Genomic DNA, 17515 nt, shown 5'->3' with positions numbered 1-17515 from the left:
TCAGGGCACCTCCTTACCACAGGGAATTATCAGAATCAATTTTGCGCACGATTCCGTTTGCCGTCAGCACCAGCACCAGACCCACAACCGACTGGTAAAAGCCTGTAGCCGCGGACATGCTTACATTGCCGACTTCACGCAGCGCACGGTACACATAGGTATCGATGATATCCGTAGAGCCGTAGAGAAAACCTGAGTTGTTCGGGATAAAATAATGCAGGCCAAAGTCGCCGCGGAACATGTTGCCGATAGACAGGATCAGCATAATGATGATGATCGGGGCCATCAGGGGGATTGTGATTTTGAACGCCATCTGCCGTTTGGTCGCCCCGTCGATCCGCGCTGCCTCGTAATATTCGCTGTTAATGCCAATAATGCCGGCAAAATAAATCAGCGTGTTGAACCCCACCACTTTCCATAATTGAACCAGAATGAGAATCACCGGCCATGGCCCCGCATTCTGGTACCAGCTCACCGGATTCAGCCCGAAGGATTCCAGGGTGCGGTTGATAAAACCATCCGAATGGTTCAAGAAGGCATAGGCCACATAACCCACAAGTACCCAGGAAAGGAAGTGTGGCAGAAACAAGGCTGTCTGGTAGAACTTGCTCCACTTAGCCTTGATTTCGTTCATCAGAATCGCCAGCAGCAGCGCTGCCGAGGTACCTACCACAATGTAGGCGGTATTATATAGAACCGTATTACGGGTTATCCGCCATGCCGTATCCGTAGTGAATAAATAACGGAAATTATCCAGTCCCACCCACTTGCTGCCGAAGATGCCGAGATCATACCGGTAATTTTTGAAGGCGATAATCAGGCCAATCATTGGAATATAGGCAAAAATCAATTTGTATAAGAGTCCCGGCAGCGAGAGCAGAAACAGCTCCCGGTTGTTCCGGAAATGGTGAAGCTCTCTTCCAATCCACGTTCTTCTGCGCGTTCCCGGCGGCGCACCTGAACTTGCTCTTTGTTCCGCTAGTGGAACCTTATTCAACATAACCAAAGCCCCTTCCTTTCCTTCCTTAGCTGCAGCTGTTTGCCTGTGTACCAGGCTTTGCAGGACTAACAATAGCGTAGAATCAGGCTTCGGCGTTACTGTACAATTGCAAGATTGCTGTAAAGAGGGGCTGTATTGTTGCCAGTTTCCTGTTCCGGCCGGGCGAAGCCATACGTGGCGCAGCAAAAAGCCCGCTAAATGAACATCGCTCATTTAGCGGGCCTGGGCTTAAGGTTGCAGAGGCTTGTTTACTTGCTGCGGTCAATGGCAGACTTCAGGCGGTATTCCTTCGGCGTCGTTCCGTAGCGGCGTTTGAACAGGCGGTAGAAATAGCTTTCGTTGCCGAAGCCGACCTTTTCCATAATCTCTGTAACGGTCAGGTCCTTCTGCTCCAGGTACTCTTTGGCATAGGCCAGGCGGGCTGAGTTGATCTGATCCACCACTGTCGTTCCTTCCTGCGCTTTGAATACCTGGCCCAGATAGACCGGGTTCATCTTGAGCATATCAGCAATCCGCTGTACATTCAGATCCGGATCGGCGTAATGCTTATCAATAATTTCCTTCACTGTTTCGGCCAGCAGCCGGTTCTTATCCTCCCGCCCGCTGCGCCGCTGCTCCGCCACCTCGCGCACAACCTCCAGAAGTACGGCCTCAATCTCATCCAGCGTCTCTTTTTCCAGAATACGCCGGTTAACGGCCTGCAGGTTGACCGATACCGGGTTGACGTTGCGGTTGTTCATCTCGCCAAGCGTATTGCTTAAGGTTACCGCAAGATGAAGAACCGCCGAGAACATATTCTCGTAGCTGAAGCTGCCGAGCAATTCTCTCCATTTGCGGATCGTCTGCTCCGTCTCTGCCAGATCCCCGCCCTTCAGTCCTTCTGTCAGCTGCCGTTCCAGCTCCTGCGGGATACGCAGCGATTCATTCCGCTCATTCTCCCGCAGCATTTCAGGCTCAATCACTGCTCCCTTGCCGAAGACCATCCGGTAGTTCGAGTGACGCATGGCCAAATTGTAATGCCGGGTGATGCAGCGGTAATCCGTGAACACTTCGCTCAGCGTAACCGTAAAGGTAATATGGTAGTAGTCAAAAATCGTCTGCTGAAGCTCCCGGAAGCGCTCTTCCAGCTTCGCAAGTGTCCCGGCTCCGCTGCCGGTGATGAAGACCAGATGGCCGCTTTTCATATCGGCCGCTTCACAAGTGCCTTCCAGCCGCAGCTGCTCCTGGCCGATATTGGCAATGGCAAAGTACAGCAGTGATTCCATCGGCAGCCCCGGATCTGCCGCAAGCCCCTGCAGATTGTCGATCTGCACCAGCGCCAGCCGCAGCGGCGACGGATAAGCGATGTCTATTCCGTGCTGCTCCCTGATCTGCAGGAATGCTTGTTCATCGAGGCTCTGGCTTGACCCGATCAGGCTGCGCAGCTGGTAGAGCTTCGCAATATTGGACTGCGAGGCCCGTTCCAGCTCCAGACCCTTCAGCTTGCTGATCATCTCGGTTACATTCGCCGCAATCAGCGACAGCTCATCCTTCGCCTGCGGAGCACCGCGTACATCCTGCGGCACCAGCGTCAGCAGCTGGCCCACCGGCTTATACAGCCGCAAAGCAAAGAACACGGACAGCAGGATAGCGAGCAAAGCAACAGACAGCGTGACCGCTATCTCCGTCCATTTCATCTGCCGGACGCTGCCCAGCACAACATCGTAATCCTGCATGCTGATGATCTGCCAGTTATTCAGCGCTTTGCTCAGATAAGTGACCTTGTATTTCCTGTCTCCAAACGTTTCATTAAAAGAATTAAGCGGCGCAGACGAAGAAGCAATCCGCGGCAGCAGGTCCGCCTTGATGTCAAGACCTGCCGGAAGCAGCCCGTCGGTTGAAATAAGCACCTCACCGTCACTGTCCGTAATGAAGAGTACGTCTTCTTCCCGCTCCGCCACATAATTAAGCGCTTTCATGTTATCCAGCATCCATCCCGGCTTCACTGTCAGAATCAGCACATTGTCATTAATAGAACCGAGGGTGTCCCCGTCATATATAAAGATCGCAAATACGTCTATCCCCTCATCCTTTCCGTCAAGGTCCAGCGGAATCAGCTGCAGCTTCGGCAGATCCGCCCGCGAGGCCATATAGTCCTTAAGGGAATCGTAAAGAAGACTATTGTTAATTTCATGGTTGAGCGACGAGAAGAACCGGTGCTGGGCCCCGTTGTAAAAAACGGCAGCATGCAGATACGGGGAAGCTGCCACCGTATGGTTGAGGCGCTCAATCTTGAGAATGCTCTGCCTGTAATCCGCACCGGACTTCAGGGCGAGCAGCTCTTCGTCATTGTACAGGGAAACCGCCAAATCCTTCACGATACCATTCATGTTCTCTATATTGTAATTGATTTGGGTCAGCAGCTTGCGGTCGGCTTCGTTCTGCAGGCTAAGCACCTTGCCGCGGGCATTCGAGTTCACAAATAGCGAAGCCACAGCCAGCGTGGCGACAACAAGCATAAAGCTGAGTATAATCCGCTGTAAATATTTCCGCGAGCGGATCGTCTGCAATACATTCATAGGTGATCTCTCCCGGCTCATAGGGTGACCTTAATATAATCCCGCGCCATTTTGCCTGTCAATCCGCTTTTCCGCGGGCCGCCTCCCCCGATTCCTCCGCACCCGGCAGCGTATCCGGCTCTGCATCGAACAAATTCCGCAAAAGTGTCCGTGCGATTACCCCGTGTCCCGCTGCGTCCGGATGGATTCCGTCGCCATAGCTATACGAGGCATGGAGTGACCGCTCCTGCCGGATATGCTCCAGCAGCGGTGTGCGCAAATCGATGATGCCCTCCGCAGGACATTCACCGGACAGAAGCCAGCCCGCATAACGCTCCAGCACCTCATCGTAATCCTGGTAAGGAGCCAGATAGCTGAAATCAGCCGCATCCGCCGGCTGCAGCCGGCCGTTCATTGACGGGGCATCGAATGGCGACGGTGTCATCAGCACAACTGCAGCGCCAGCTTCACGGATTTGTGTGCTCAGCTGCTGCATCCCCGCCTGATAGGCTGCGAAACGCTCTTCCGACAAGGGATGATAAATCCCGTCATTCATCCCGTAGCAGACTACGGCCACACCCGGAGATGCTGCCGCAAGCTCTCTTGCCAGCCGTTCATGGATGCAGGGACGCGGAAACGGATGCGCCGCTTCACTCAGTCCCGAGGCCGTCTCGCTGGGAACACCGCCCGGGATTAGCTCCACCGCCAGATCCGGACGGTGCTGCTTCAGCCATTCCCGGATTAAGCGGATATACAGGCCGTCCGCCGTAATGCTGTCCCCGAGGAACAGAATCTTGAGATTCGCGGATTTTTTTGTCACGCTATCGATAATCGTATTAATATTTAAAGGCAGCATATCTTCCCTCCTGATTATTGCGCCATTTCCCCGGCATGGCCTATGCCAAGCGGTTCTCCTGCAATCTAATGGTAGCGCCACCTGCCCTTTTCCGCCTTAACGATCCCGACTTTCTTTAGCATGATATCGACATGACTGATCTCTTGGAAGCACCCGCAGCGGCCCTTAGATTTCCTCCGTGCCGGTAGAGGCGGCTGTATCTTCCCTCTGACGCAGCCGCCGGCGGTACGCTCCGGGAGTCAGTCCAAACCTCGAACTGAACAGGCGCGTCAGATAGTTAGGATCTTGAATGCCTACCCGTTCGGCAATTTCCGAAATACCCAGCACCGTACCGCCCAGCAGCTTTTTGGCTTCTTCCAGACGCAGATGGAGTACATACTGCAGCGGCGTGGTGCCGATATGCTGTTTCATGCACCTCGTAATATAATCCGCCTGGAAATGCAGCTCCTCTTCAAGTCCTGCAAGATTGAACGGCTGTCTCCAGTGGACATCCAGGTAGCCTGCCGCCGCCCGGGCCAGCCGGACCGCCGGCTCCGGCTGTGCAGTCCGTATGCATTCCGCCTGAAGTGCCTCCAGCAGCCCGGCCAGCAGCAGGTGGAGACGCAGCGCATTTTCTGCACTCAGCCGGTTGTGAATCTCGTTCATCTCATGCAGAATCGGCTCCAACGCTTCTACATCAACTGTGGCGTATTTCGGCATATACAGACGTTGCTGTGCAGAGGGCTCCTCATCCTCCACCGTTCCCTTGGCCAGCAGGGATGACCAGGGAATATCCTCCCGCCGGATATACGCCGGCTTAGATTCATGGATGAAGTGCACCCAATAAATTTCTGTATCCTCCTCACACGCCCGGTAACCTTCATGCGGCAGTCCCGCCTCCAGCACCAGCAGCTTACCCGGACCCACCGCATACTCCTTGTCCTCTTCTCTCATATAGAGCGTTCCGCGCTTCACCAGCAGCAGATCATACACACCGAAGGTGCGGGCGAAATGCCGGTCTCCCGGCGGCCAGACGGCATGTCCCACCGTGACGAATTGCGGCAGCGGCGGAATCGCTAATTCCAGACACAGCACTGGCTATCTCTCCTGTCCAAGTCGATTTTGTGCTATTCAAAGTCTATAATATCACTGGCTGCCCCGGCATAAAAGAGGTACATTGACTGGGAATCCGCTTTTCATCCAAATCGTATAAGGGGCTGTGTATCCATGCGTTTTCGTCAGGTTCACCTGGACTTCCATACTTCTGAATTCATTCCCGGCATCGGCAAAGATTTCTCCAAATCCCAATTTCAGTCCATGCTGCGTGCCGGTCATGTTGACTCTGTTACGGTATTCTCCAAATGCCATCACGGCTGGGCCTATCATCCCAGTGAAGCCAATGAAATCCATCCGCATCTCTCCTTCGACCTTCTGGGGGAGATGATCGGTGCAGCTCACGAAATCGGAGTCAAGACACCTGTATATCTGTCCGCTGGCCTTGATGAGAAGCTGGCCCGCCGTCATCCCGAGTGGCTGATCCGTGATGCAGAGGACCGCACACGCTGGGTGAAGGACTTCATGACGCCGGGTTATCATGAGTTTTGCATGAATACACCTTATCTGGACGTTTTGCTGGCGCAAATCCATGAAGTAGTTTCCCGTTATGATGCTGACGGTATCTTCCTCGATATCGTCGGCGGCCGTAAATGCCGCTGCCAGTATTGCGTCTCGGCAATGCAGGCAGCCGGCCAGGATCCCCGCGATGAAGCAGCCGTCACTGCCCTCGGTGAACAGACTTATCTGAATTATGCACGCCGTGTCCGGGAGACTATTGACGCGGTAAAGCCAGGCCTTCCGGTCTATCATAACAACGGTCATCAGCAGCGGGGCCGCCGTGATCTTGTCCAGGTTAACAGCCACCTCGAGCTGGAGTCACTTCCGACCGGAGGGTGGGGCTATGATCACTTCCCGCTGTCAGCACGGTACGCCCAGACCCTGGGCATGGAATTTCTCGGCATGACCGGCAAATTCCATACCTCCTGGGGCGAATTCGGCGGCTACAAGCATCCGAACGCGCTGCGGTATGAGGCCGCGCTCAGCCTTGCCCACGGTGCAAAATGCTCCATCGGTGATCAGCTTCACCCTTCGGGCTTCATGGATGAAGCGACCTATGCCCTAATTGGCGCTGCCTATGCCGAGGTAGAGGCGAAGGAGCAGTGGTGCAGCGGAGTTGAGTCCGTTGCGGACATCGCTGTCCTGTCCCTGGAGGCGGCCCGTGAAGCCTGCCCTGACGGACAGGCGCTGAAGGGACAGCGTAATCTGGCTGATGCAGGAGCAGTGCGTATACTGAGTGAAGGACACTACTTGTATGATATCGTGGATACATTCAGTGATTTCGCCGCTTACAAAGTGCTGATCCTGCCGGATGAAGTGCCGGTATGGCCGGAACTGGCTTCCGCTATCGAAGCCTTTACCGCTGAAGGCGGCAAAGTGTTGTCCACCGGCCGTTCAGGACTCAATACGGCAGGTGATGCTTTTGCGCTGAATCTGGGAATCAGCTGGCTGGGAGCCAATGCCTACCGGCCTTCTTACTTTAAGCCGTATTTCACTCCCGGCGCCCTCCTGCCTGCTTCCTATGTAATGTATGGTGAAGGTCAGCTGGTAGAATTGCGGGAAGGACAATCGCTGGGTCACCTGGAGAATCCGTATTTCAACCGCGATGTCTTTACTTTCTGTTCGCATCAGCATACACCCGGTACCAGAGAAGATAATGGACCGGCCATGGTTGAGAGCAGCAGCGGAATCTACATCGCCTGGGATGTGTTCAGTGACTATGCGGAAGGCGGCCACCTTATCCTCAAAGAGATGGTGCTCCATGCACTGTCCCGGCTGCTGCCGCGTCCCTCCCTGCGCACCGGTCTGCCGGCCCGGGGAATAACGACCCTGCAGTACCAGCCGGCGGAGAAGCGCTATGTACACCATCTGCTCTATGCCGCCCCTGCACTGAAGGGCCGTATCGAAGTCATCGAGGACATCGTGCCGCTGCGGGACATTTCTGTCAGCCTGAAACTTCCGTCTCCTGCCCAAGTCCAGCGGGTCTATCTGGCTCCTTCGATGACTGAACTGCCTTTCACAGCAGGCCGAAACGGTGAACTTACATATATGGTTCCTTATCTCGAGAATCACCAGATGGCAGTGATAGAGCTGGCCCGTTAAAAAACAAAATTCATCCTACGGGTGAATCCAGATCATACTTATTGATTGAGTATCACCTCAGTTGGAGTTTACCGGCATTCGTAAGCGCCTCCCTTAAGTAGAGGTGTGTCTCCAAATGCATAAAAGACCGGATTCTTCGCTTAAAGCGATGAATCCGGTCTTTTGATATCAGTCACCCTTATGGCCTACTCTTCACTTTTCATCATATGTTCTTCTCTATACTGGCCGGGACTTACACCCACAACCTTCTTGAACACCTGGCAGAAATACCGCTGGTTATCATATCCGACATTTTGGGATATTTTGAAGATTTTGAAGCTGCTTTCTCTCAGCATCTTTTTCGCTGTCTGAATGCGCAGCAAAGTGACATATTCCAGAATGGTTTGTCCGGTCGACTTGGAATATAAGTTGCTTACATAGGAAGAATTGAGGCCGAACCGTTCTGCCAATTGATCCAGCCCAATATTTTCATGGTAATGGGATTCAAGGTACGCTTTGATTTCTTGAACCACCTTTTCCTTCATGGTAGTCTTGGTTACACTCAAATAAAATTGCACACTTTTCGCTAAATCCTGCAACTGTTGCTGCAAAGACGCCCAATCCGGCGTTTCCAGTATCCTGTCAATCAGCTGCGGGCGGGCGCCGATCACTTTCTCAATCTTGATTCCATAGTCCTGTTCGATCAGATCGAGCATCCGGTTCACCCACTCTATGCTTGCCTTCTTCAGCAGAACAGGAGCCATCAGCCGTCCCGTCCCCCATTCCGTCCAACGTTCAAGCATCTCCTCGAACTCTTTCTGTTCGTAACGGACGAAGGATTGGATGTAGTCAGACCAACGGGTCAGCCACTGCTCGGATACGCGGGGAATCTCCTCTAAGCGGCTCCCCTCCATAACCGGAACCCCAAAGAACACCCCCATTTCACATGCCTTGTCGGCTGCCACAAAAGAGAGATTTGCATGTATAATTCCAGTTACAACCGGACCCAATCCAAACGACAATGAAATATCGTCCGATGAGCTGTCATTCGAGAAGGCTTCGGCTGCAGCCAGCAAAATTTCTGTTAATGGCTCGTTGTCCTCCATGGCCGCCATGCATAATAAGATGACTTTCTGTTGCTCGTAGAGTAGGTCCACAACGATTCCGCGATTCGTCAAAAAGCTGAGAAGAGCATCCGTAGCGCCATTGTTCTTCATCCGTTCGAGCCACAGCGTCTCCGTGCTTCCAATCACAAGGACCGCAAACTGGTTATATCGTTCGTAGGGCGTCTGATCAAACGATGGGCGTTTGGCATGGACGATTAGATCTGTAAACGCCGCCCGGTCCAAGGCTGTTGCATTCCGAAGTTCAGGGCGATTCCCCGTTGTATCCGCTTTACGCTCCAGACGCTTGAGCGCCCTCGAGACAGTCTTGGCTACTTCCTCAAGCTCTGCCGGCTTGATCAAATAATCTACCGCCTCCAGCTCAATGGCTTCTTTGGCGTATTCAAACTCGGAATACCCGCTAATTATGATACATTCTGCCTTACGGCCTTTCTCCTTCAAGGCACGGATCAGCTCCAGCCCATTCAGGCCGGGCATCCGAATATCTGTCAGAACAATGTCCGGATCGGACTGAAGAATCCGTTCCAGGGCTTGCTTGCCGTTAGTTGCCGTCCCCACGATCCGTATCCCATACGCGTTCCAGTCGATCACGGCCGACAATGTTTCCACCACCAGCTGTTCATCATCCGCTATAAAAAGTTTATACATGATGTAATCCCACCTTCATATAGCCCGGTCTCAATCCATTATTCCGATCCTTAGGGTAACTTTGGTTCCGATGCCTGGAATGCTGTCTATGCGGAGTCCGTGGTTCTGGCCATAATGCAATTGAATCCTTTCCTGGATGTTCCTTAATGCATATCCCTTAGGCTGCGTAACCGCAGGATCAAAGCCTACTCCATCATCCTCAACTTCGAATACAAGCGTCTCTCCTTCGATTCGTCCCCGAATGTAAATATTCCCTTGGCTCTCCTTCAGCTCGATTCCATGAAAAATCGCATTCTCCACCAGCGGCTGTATCAGGAGCTTAAGCATGCGGATATGTTCAATTTCCGGTTCGAGCTCAATGGTCACCTCGAATTTTCCGTTATAGCGGATATTTTGAATCTCCAAATAATTTTTCACCTGGTCGATCTCATTGCGGATAGTGGTAATGTAGTCCCCATTATTCAAGCTTAACTTAAACATGTTAGACAGCGACATGACCATTTTCGAAATATTTTTGGCACCGATTCGTTCGGCCATTAGATATATGGAATTCAGCGTATTGTACAGGAAGTGAGGGTTGATTTGACTTTGCAACGCGTGCAGCTCTGCTTCCCGCTCCTTCAGCCTGGCTTCTATTAATTTGTCTGATAATTCGGAGTTGGTGCGGAAGGTCCTCAAGAACTGATTGCCTATTTTCCCAATTTCATCTTCCTCCTGAAAGAGGATTCCTTCGATCATCTCCCGTTTGGCCGCTTTTCTGGCGACGGAGGAGAGTAAAGTCAATTGCTTCGTGATACGCTTCGAGATTAAATACGAACCATAGGCGGCCAGCAGGAAAGCCACCATTGTTAGCGTGAGCGTAACATTACGTATCCAGACAATCTCCGAATTGATGTTAGAATAAGGGATCATGCTGACCACTTTCCACTGGGTTACCGGATTGGTATCAAAGGTGATGACATACCGTTCTCCGCCCATCGTTTCGATACGGGTGCCCCGTTCAGGCAAGCCATAGAGCAGATTCATTTCTTTTGGAGGAAGCTGTTTCAAGTCGGCAGTGCGGGAATTATAATAAATGACTTTATTTTGCTCCAGGATCATCAAATTCCCGTTTTCCGCATTGGAAATGTTTTGAAACATTTCATCGAAGACCCGCCTGTCGATTGAAATAATTAACATGCCGATCGGTTCGAGCGTCTCCAGGTTGTTTAACTGTTTACCGTACAGTAGCAGGTTCGGACTGTCCTTGACAAGCCGGACTTCATCGCTGTTCAGCCACAAGCCCCGCCCACCCATACCTCCCACCTGTTGATACCATTTCGTCCGTGAGACCGCCTGATAGATATTGTCGTACGTTAACCTGTCCCATTGGTTCGTGGTAATCAGTTCCCTTTGCCCGCTGCCCACGTAAACGTAACGTATATAGGATTTGTTGTTGGTAATATTGACGATCAGACTGCGGGTCGCATTTTGAAGGTCATAGATCTCCTTGAAATCTTTCTTAGTATAGGAAAGAAAATTCTGAACGTCACGGGAGGACAACATCAGCTTCGAGATCGCTTCCACATCATTCACGAAAGTCTGGATATTCCAATTGATGGAGCCCAGCAAATTGGAGGTGGTATCGGACATCTTGTTTTCGATCACTTTGCTTAAATAGACGAAGGTTAAGGAAGCAATCAGGACAAGCGGCAGCAAGGAACAGGCGATTGACAGTATAATGATTTTGCTTCGGATGCTAATCGACAGGAACAGCCGGTGTATTTTCATGAGATCCCCCTGACCAAGAAAAGTTGCAGCCTGGTACTTTCAGTATACCTTCTGACAAAGGGATGTGGGAGATCAACCTTTCGTTGCTCCTGCGGTCATGCCGGAAATAACGCTCTTGTTGAAAATGAAATAAACCACCATCGTCGGAATGGTCGTGATGCTGATTGCAGCAAAGGTCGCTCCCCAATCCGTCAAACCGTACTGTCCAATATAATCCATTAAGCCAACTGGAATGGTCCGTGATTTCAGATCATGAATAAACGTATTGGCAAAAATAAATTCATTCCAGACGAATATCAGATTCATAACTACAACTGTAACTATCGTATTCCGGGATAGAGGGAAAATCATCCGCCAGAACACCTGGTACACACCGCAGCCATCCATTACAGCGGCCTCCATGATCTCATTCGAAATGTATTTATAGAAGCTCACGAACAGATAAATCGAGATCGGCAGGGCAAAACCTACTTGGGGCAAAATAAGAGAAGCGAGCGTATTGATAATTCCTATTTTGTTATAAAGAATGAACAGCGGTATGAGCACGACCTGAATCGGGATCATAATGCCGCACAGAAATAAGAACAACACACTTTGGCTCCATTTAAAAGACATCTTCTCGATCACGAAAGCGGCCATGGCACTGAATAAGATCACAAGCACGATGGTCGTCACGGCGACTATGAAACTATTGGAAAAATAAGTCCCCAGGTTCCCTTTGCTCCACACATTGAAATAATTATCGAAAGTGTATTGGCTTGGCAGGCTGAGCGGATTATCCCCTGCAAAATCGGTAGGCCCTTTAAAACTGGAGATGAACACCCAGACCAGCGGATACACTTGAATGACAAGCAGAGCAAAGGAAACAACTAGAAGAACCGCCTTGGAATAGCCAGAAATTTTCATCATCAGGTCTCCTTACTGTCCATCATCCGTCTGATAAAGGCAACTGCAATGAGGCTTTCAATGACGATAAATACAGCCATCGCGCTGCCATAGCCGAAGTCCAGACTGGAGAATGCGGTTTTATACATATAGGTTGGCAACAATTCTGTTACGCGGCCAGGTCCCCCGTTCGTCATGATATACGGGATGTCGAACCCTTTCAGCGCCCCCGTAGTAGCCATAATGATCGAAACCATCAGAACCGGCTTAATCAGCGGCATTTTGATCGAACGAAACAGATTCCAGGAAGAAGCTCCGTCAATTCTGGCAGCCTCCTCGATATCGGAAGGAATGGAAATTAATGCACTATACAGGATAATCATATAAAGACCGATATAACGCCAGCCTTCGGGTACCGATACCGCACTCAGAGCCCAATTGAGGTCGGACAGCCAAGGTTTGCTCCAGTCTCCAAGACCTATCTGCTGCAGACAAAAGTTCAGGATTCCGACCGGCTCAAACGAGTACACATTTTGGAACAACTGTGCTATCGCTACTGATGTGATGATGGCAGGGGCAAAATATAATGTTTTGAACAATTCTCTCCCTTTGGTGATGCTGGTCAGCAAGATGGCAACCAACAAACCAAGAAATACCTGCATGGCTACAATAATGGAAACATAGATCAGATTGTTGCTGAACGCCTTCCAGAATGTCTTGTCGCCGCCGAACATCTTGGTGTAATTGTCAAAGCCGATATAGAGCATATCTGAAACTCCGTCCCAGGAGAAGAAACTGAAATACATCGACCAAAGGATAGGCGCCAGCACGGTGAGCAAATACACCAATAATGCAGGCAGCAGAAAGACGAGAGCGGCTTTGCGATTGCGCAGGACTTTATCCATATGCTTGCTCATTCCCTAATTTTAGTTTTATTGTACTTACAGCAGCCAACCGGCTTTCGGTTGGCCGCCATGTTTAGTATCGCTATTTGAAGTATTTCGGCGCGTTTTCTTTAATCGCCTGATCCATTAGTTCGGCAAATTCTTCCGGAGTATGGGCTCCCAGAGCCAGGGCATTCAATTCGTTGCCGAGCAGCTCATTCGTGGCCGGATCAAGGCGCGTATCCCACGGGACCGCAAAGACGTTGCCGGATTTCGCGATTTCGTCCTGAATTTTATAGAAGAGCTCCGGCATCCCCTGTTCTTGATCAAGTGAATAATTGAAAGGCGAGAATTGGCCTTTTTCCGTATAGGCCTTCGGGTATTGCTCCAGAAGGAATTTGACGAATTCCTTCATCGTATCATCGAAGGTCTCCTGGTTGAAGGCAACGCCGATACCCGAGTTGATAAAATAATCATTGTCAGCCGTTGTGGCGCCTTCCATCATGGGAAGCCGGAAAAAACCGATATTATCCTTCATTTCTGTGCTTACTTTATCATTTACGAAGTTCATAGTTTCCCATGAACCCATGTAATACATGCCGGCTTTGCCGCTCAGGTACAAATCGCGCGCTGCGGTATAATCCGTTGCAGTGAATCCTTGCTGAAAGTACCCTTTGGTGCCCAGATCGTGAACGAACTTAATACCTTCCATGCCGGCCGGGTCCTTGAAGGATGCTTTGCCTTGCTTTACATTTTCGATAAAATCATTGCCTGTCATGCGGAACGGTTTGTACGCCAGGTACCGGAGAACCGGCCATTTATCCTTGCCGTCGACGGCAATCGGCGTAACCCCGCTTTGCTTCAGCTTCTCGGCAACCTCCATGAACTCATCGAACGTCTTCGGCGGCTTCAGTCCAAGATCCTTGAACATCTTGATGTTGTACCAGAATACCTCGATTCCATATTCTAGCGGGAAAGTATACATGCTGCCGTCTGCGAACTGCTGATATTGCAAGGCCACCGGACGGAAATCTTCATATTTCCCCAGCTCCTCCAGCAGTTTTTTCATATCTACCAGTTTTCCTTGCTCCACGAGCTTGGAAGCATAGGCATCCGGATCTGTATCAAACATGGCGGGCATCTCATTGCTCGCAATCAATGTCCGCAGCTTCTGCAGATAGGACGGGCGATCACCCGTGCCTTCCAGAACCAGCTCGAATTCCGGATGCGTCCTTGAGAACTCATCTGCAATCTCCTTTACAGTAACAGCCGGAGGGCTGTCTACGCCGCGGGCCACGAACCACTTGTATGTTTTCTTGTCCACCTTCTGCGGATTTGCCGATCCGGTTTCTGAAGCGCCGTTATTAGTATTTTTGCCTCCGCATGCGCTCACCATCGCCGCCAGGACAACCAGAGATAACGAGAGAGTCAGCCATTTGACATAACGTTTCATTTATAAGACCTCCTGTTAGTTGGGAACCGAAATGGATGCCTGTTCGAAATTCGCCCGGCCTTCCTGAACAAAACAGCCCCAGTTGCCGGTTTTTAAATTATACAAACGTGTAGTCATAGCGACCTGGTCGGCCAAGTATACAACGCAAACAGAATTCTCCACAACGATCTCGATATTATAATTCGTATCGGCATGCAATTCTATTGGTACTTCCAGCTCTACCGCATGCGGGTGGTCTCCTTTGATATGCCACTGCATCTCACCCTCTATCCGGCGGGGCCACATGTCGAACACCAGGCGGTTATGAATGGGTTCAAGGCGAATATAATAGGCATCGTCGTTGTCCTCGCTAACACGAAGCATAATACCGCAGCTTCTGGTTCCTTCGGAGAAGGATAACCGGGCCGAAATTTTGCAAGTTTCCGGCATGGAACCCGCAGATACGCAAGAGAAGGTCTCGTCAGCCACCGCCGCTATGCCTCCCTCTGACTCCTTCCAATCCCCAAGCCGGGAACCCCACACGGCAGCCTGTTCATTTGAAAAATGATGGGAGACTGTCTCCGGGATACGAACCGTTAATGTTCCATCCTGTTCCTGAACGAGTTCGTGCACGACCAGATTCCCGGCCCATTGCCAATCACCGTAGTCATCCTCGTTTTCCTTGCTGGGGTCCCAGCCAAAAGCATATCGCTTGTTTCCGTCACTCCATGTTTTGGCGGCATAGAACGCCCTGGCGTCAAACGCATCATTTCTCGGCGCCGTCCAAGGTCCGCTTAAAGATTTACTCATGCGGTAATGGGTGACAAACCGCTCCGAGAACGTGGAGTAAACCAGATACCACCATTCCCCGATTTGAAATAAGTCCGGGCATTCGTGTGTCACGTACATTTTCGGATTCCAGAACGGTTCGCGGATTTCCCATTGCCTCAGATCCTTCGAAGCACAGAGCCCGATGCTTCCCCGGCGCCGGGAAGGACCTTCTTTGTTCCTTGCGGCGAGAAGCATCCAGTACTCCCCCGCCTCTTCGTTCCAGAATACAAAGGGATCGCGCCAGTCATGCCTTTCATATTGAATTCCGTCGGAATAGAAGGTATCCTCGGGGATTTTTCGCCACTGCTCCATATCCGTGCTCACGGCGTGCATGACGCATTGGAGTGGCACCCCGTTCTCTATGAATTCCGGATTCGGATTGAGGCCGGTATAGAACAGATGGTATTCTCCCTGGGCTTCGATGATCGAGCCGGTATAACAGTTGAGATCCTGCTCGCTCACACTTCCATGCTTCAGCATTTCGCCCATTTCTTCGTAGTGTACAAAATCGCTTGTGCGGAGCTCAAACCAGGAAGTTCCCTCCCCGTGAATACTCTTATTCTCCCTCCAGTCATGAAGATAGAACAAACGGAATGTACCGTCTTTATAGTAGGGAATGAGGTCTCCCACCCAGGCTCCTGCCGGCCTGTAAAACAAATTCGACAATGTTTGCAACCCCTTTCTTTTAACGTGCCTTGAGTATATAACATTAAGAAAGCGCTTTATATTCTAACTTCTTTATCCTGTGTTCAATATTTTTGGTTTTTTATATCAAGCAGAAACGTCTTCGCCGTCCTCTTAAAGGACGGCATTCGTTTCAGCGAGAAATAGAAGGATAAGTTATCGTGTGCAACATATAATTTCTTATATTTCTAAAAAAACCTCCGTCTGCCATCACAAAGTGGCAACCGGAGGTTCTTTTGAATTATTATTTTAAAGTGTTACCCCAACATTTCCCCTGATCTCCACATTCGTAAAGACCGCTTCACCGTTTTCGATGAACAGGCCGGCTCCCCTGCTTTGAGGGAGATTGGACGTTCTTCGATATAATGATAATCATCGTGGAATTTGTTCGAACGATCAAACAGGAGTCTCCCCCTCTCAGGCTCTATACGAACCTGGCACCATTGTTCCAGCTTGTCTCCACCCGTGTGCAGCATCCAGCCAAAGGCACCGGTTCCCGGCTCCCAGTCTATATCCACCTGGAGCAGAGCATGCTGTGGAAGCTGCACGAGCTCCTGCCAACCAAAACCATACGGCACAATGGCCTTAATGCGGGTTGTACCGCTCCATTCACCCAGATGGACTTCGGGGTCAAGCACCAGCGAGCGGTCGAAGGACTGCTCCACCGCTGGGACCAGCATCACGCCAAGCGTCCCATCCGGACGCTGCACCAGTTCATGAACCAGCACACTGCCTCCCCATTGATACTTGGCGTTGTCATCCATGTTCATCCGGATGCCCTGCCAGCCGACCAGATAATGGCGCTCAGCGTCGGTTACGGTCTTAGCTGCATAGAACGCCCGTCCGTCAAACATATCATCGAAGCTTGGCGTGATCCATGGCCCATCGGGGCTGTCAGCCATCCGGTAACGCGTCTCCCACCAGCGGGTCAGGTTGGAGAAGATCATATACCATTTATCGCCGATCTTGAAGAAGTCGTGACATTCCTGGGAGTCGAACATGCGAGGGGCGTACAGCTTCTTGCTGTGCGTCCATTCGTTCAAATCCGGAGAAGTCATGATATGGGTACAGCTGCTCCGGTGGAGCAGTCCATCCTTCTCGGTCGCCGTCACGGCCAGCCAGTAACAGCCTGCTTCTTCATTCCAAAAGGCATGCGGGTCAAGCCAGTGCAAATTGCCGTAATGCTCCACACCCGGTGTCACAAAAAAGTCAGGATCAAAAGTCCAGTTTCTGAGATCCGTGCTCGTTGCCCGCATCAGCACCTGCTCAAATTTCCCTTCAATATCCTTATGCCCCTCATTAAATGCCGAGAAATAGAAATGGAAGACGCCGTCACGGTGGATGACGCTGCCGGTGCCGATATGCCACCCTAAAGAGGATCGTGTTTCGCGTCATGCATCATCAGTATGGGATGTAGACTCTTTCGGTAAACTCACGCTATTTTCATGCTAGGTTTGCGAGCGAGAGATTTGTGAATAAGACGTCCATGTACTTTTCTGGGGAGGTTAGTAACTACTGCAGATATTTATTCTCACCTGGAGTTCCGTACCAAAGTATCTTCAGCAAACAAAATGAATGAGTCACGAAAATACAAAAAAGCTCATTAGATAAAATCTAATGAGCTTTTTTGTATTTGATTGATACCGGCGAGAGGACTCGAACCTCCACGGTTTCCCACTCGATTTTGAGT

General features: G+C 50.9%; 12 protein-coding genes. 1 reads left to right on the top strand and 11 read right to left on the bottom strand.

From position 1 onward, the window contains the following. Positions 1-13: 13 nt before the first annotated feature. The 4 genes from QW71_RS05355 to QW71_RS05340 form a co-directional block, all read right to left on the bottom strand. Positions 14-1000, bottom strand: a complete 987-nt coding sequence (locus tag QW71_RS05355) for a sugar ABC transporter permease (protein ID WP_042139566.1) — start codon at positions 998-1000, stop codon at positions 14-16. Positions 1001-1248: 248 nt separating this feature from the next. Further along, the gene (locus QW71_RS05350) at positions 1249-3558 is read right to left on the bottom strand and encodes a helix-turn-helix domain-containing protein (RefSeq protein WP_039294415.1); all 2310 of its coding nucleotides are present in this window, start codon (positions 3556-3558) and stop codon (positions 1249-1251) included. Between the two features lie 58 nt (positions 3559-3616). Beyond that, positions 3617-4393: an SGNH/GDSL hydrolase family protein gene (locus QW71_RS36925; RefSeq protein ID WP_052769903.1), complete on the bottom strand. Its 777-nt coding sequence runs from the start codon at positions 4391-4393 to the stop codon at positions 3617-3619. A 165-nt stretch (positions 4394-4558) separates the two neighbouring features. Next, positions 4559-5467 carry an AraC family transcriptional regulator gene (locus QW71_RS05340; protein ID WP_039294412.1) on the bottom strand — a complete coding sequence of 303 codons (909 nt, stop codon included), beginning with the start codon at positions 5465-5467 and terminating at the stop codon, positions 4559-4561. A 132-nt stretch (positions 5468-5599) separates the two neighbouring features. On the opposite strand from QW71_RS05340, the gene QW71_RS05335 reads away from it, so the two are divergent. Continuing rightward, positions 5600-7588, top strand: a complete 1989-nt coding sequence (locus QW71_RS05335; RefSeq protein ID WP_039294409.1) for an alpha-amylase family protein — start codon at positions 5600-5602, stop codon at positions 7586-7588. Positions 7589-7773: 185 nt separating this feature from the next. On the opposite strand, the gene QW71_RS05330 is transcribed toward QW71_RS05335, so the two are convergent. From QW71_RS05330 to QW71_RS37785, 7 genes are all read right to left on the bottom strand, one after another. After that, on the bottom strand, positions 7774-9339 hold the full coding sequence (locus QW71_RS05330) for a response regulator (protein ID WP_039294406.1): 1566 nt from the start codon (positions 9337-9339) through the stop codon (positions 7774-7776). 30 nt (positions 9340-9369) lie between these two features. After that, positions 9370-11109 (bottom strand): sensor histidine kinase, encoded by a 1740-nt coding sequence (locus QW71_RS05325; protein WP_039294404.1) that lies wholly within the window; start codon positions 11107-11109, stop codon positions 9370-9372. A 72-nt stretch (positions 11110-11181) separates the two neighbouring features. Continuing rightward, positions 11182-12018: a carbohydrate ABC transporter permease gene (locus tag QW71_RS05320; protein ID WP_083442443.1), complete on the bottom strand. Its 837-nt coding sequence runs from the start codon at positions 12016-12018 to the stop codon at positions 11182-11184. Then, positions 12018-12899: a carbohydrate ABC transporter permease gene (locus tag QW71_RS05315; RefSeq protein ID WP_039294399.1), complete on the bottom strand. Its 882-nt coding sequence runs from the start codon at positions 12897-12899 to the stop codon at positions 12018-12020. Before QW71_RS05315 ends, QW71_RS05320 begins: the two co-directional genes overlap by 1 nt. 82 nt (positions 12900-12981) lie before the next feature. Continuing rightward, complete coding sequence (locus tag QW71_RS05310) at positions 12982-14331, bottom strand: ABC transporter substrate-binding protein (protein ID WP_039294396.1); 1350 nt, start codon at positions 14329-14331, stop codon at positions 12982-12984. A 15-nt stretch (positions 14332-14346) separates the two neighbouring features. Then, on the bottom strand, positions 14347-15807 hold the full coding sequence (locus QW71_RS05305; RefSeq protein WP_039294393.1) for a glycoside hydrolase domain-containing protein: 1461 nt from the start codon (positions 15805-15807) through the stop codon (positions 14347-14349). A gap of 275 nt (positions 15808-16082) precedes the next feature. Continuing rightward, positions 16083-17081 carry a hypothetical protein gene (locus QW71_RS37785; protein ID WP_052769902.1) on the bottom strand — a complete coding sequence of 333 codons (999 nt, stop codon included), beginning with the start codon at positions 17079-17081 and terminating at the stop codon, positions 16083-16085. Between the last annotated feature and the right edge of the window lie 434 nt (positions 17082-17515).

This window comes from Paenibacillus sp. IHB B 3415, assembly GCF_000802655.2.
Lineage (GTDB): Bacteria > Bacillota > Bacilli > Paenibacillales > Paenibacillaceae > Paenibacillus_AQ > Paenibacillus_AQ phytohabitans.
This window is presented reverse-complemented; position numbering and strand designations above follow the sequence as displayed.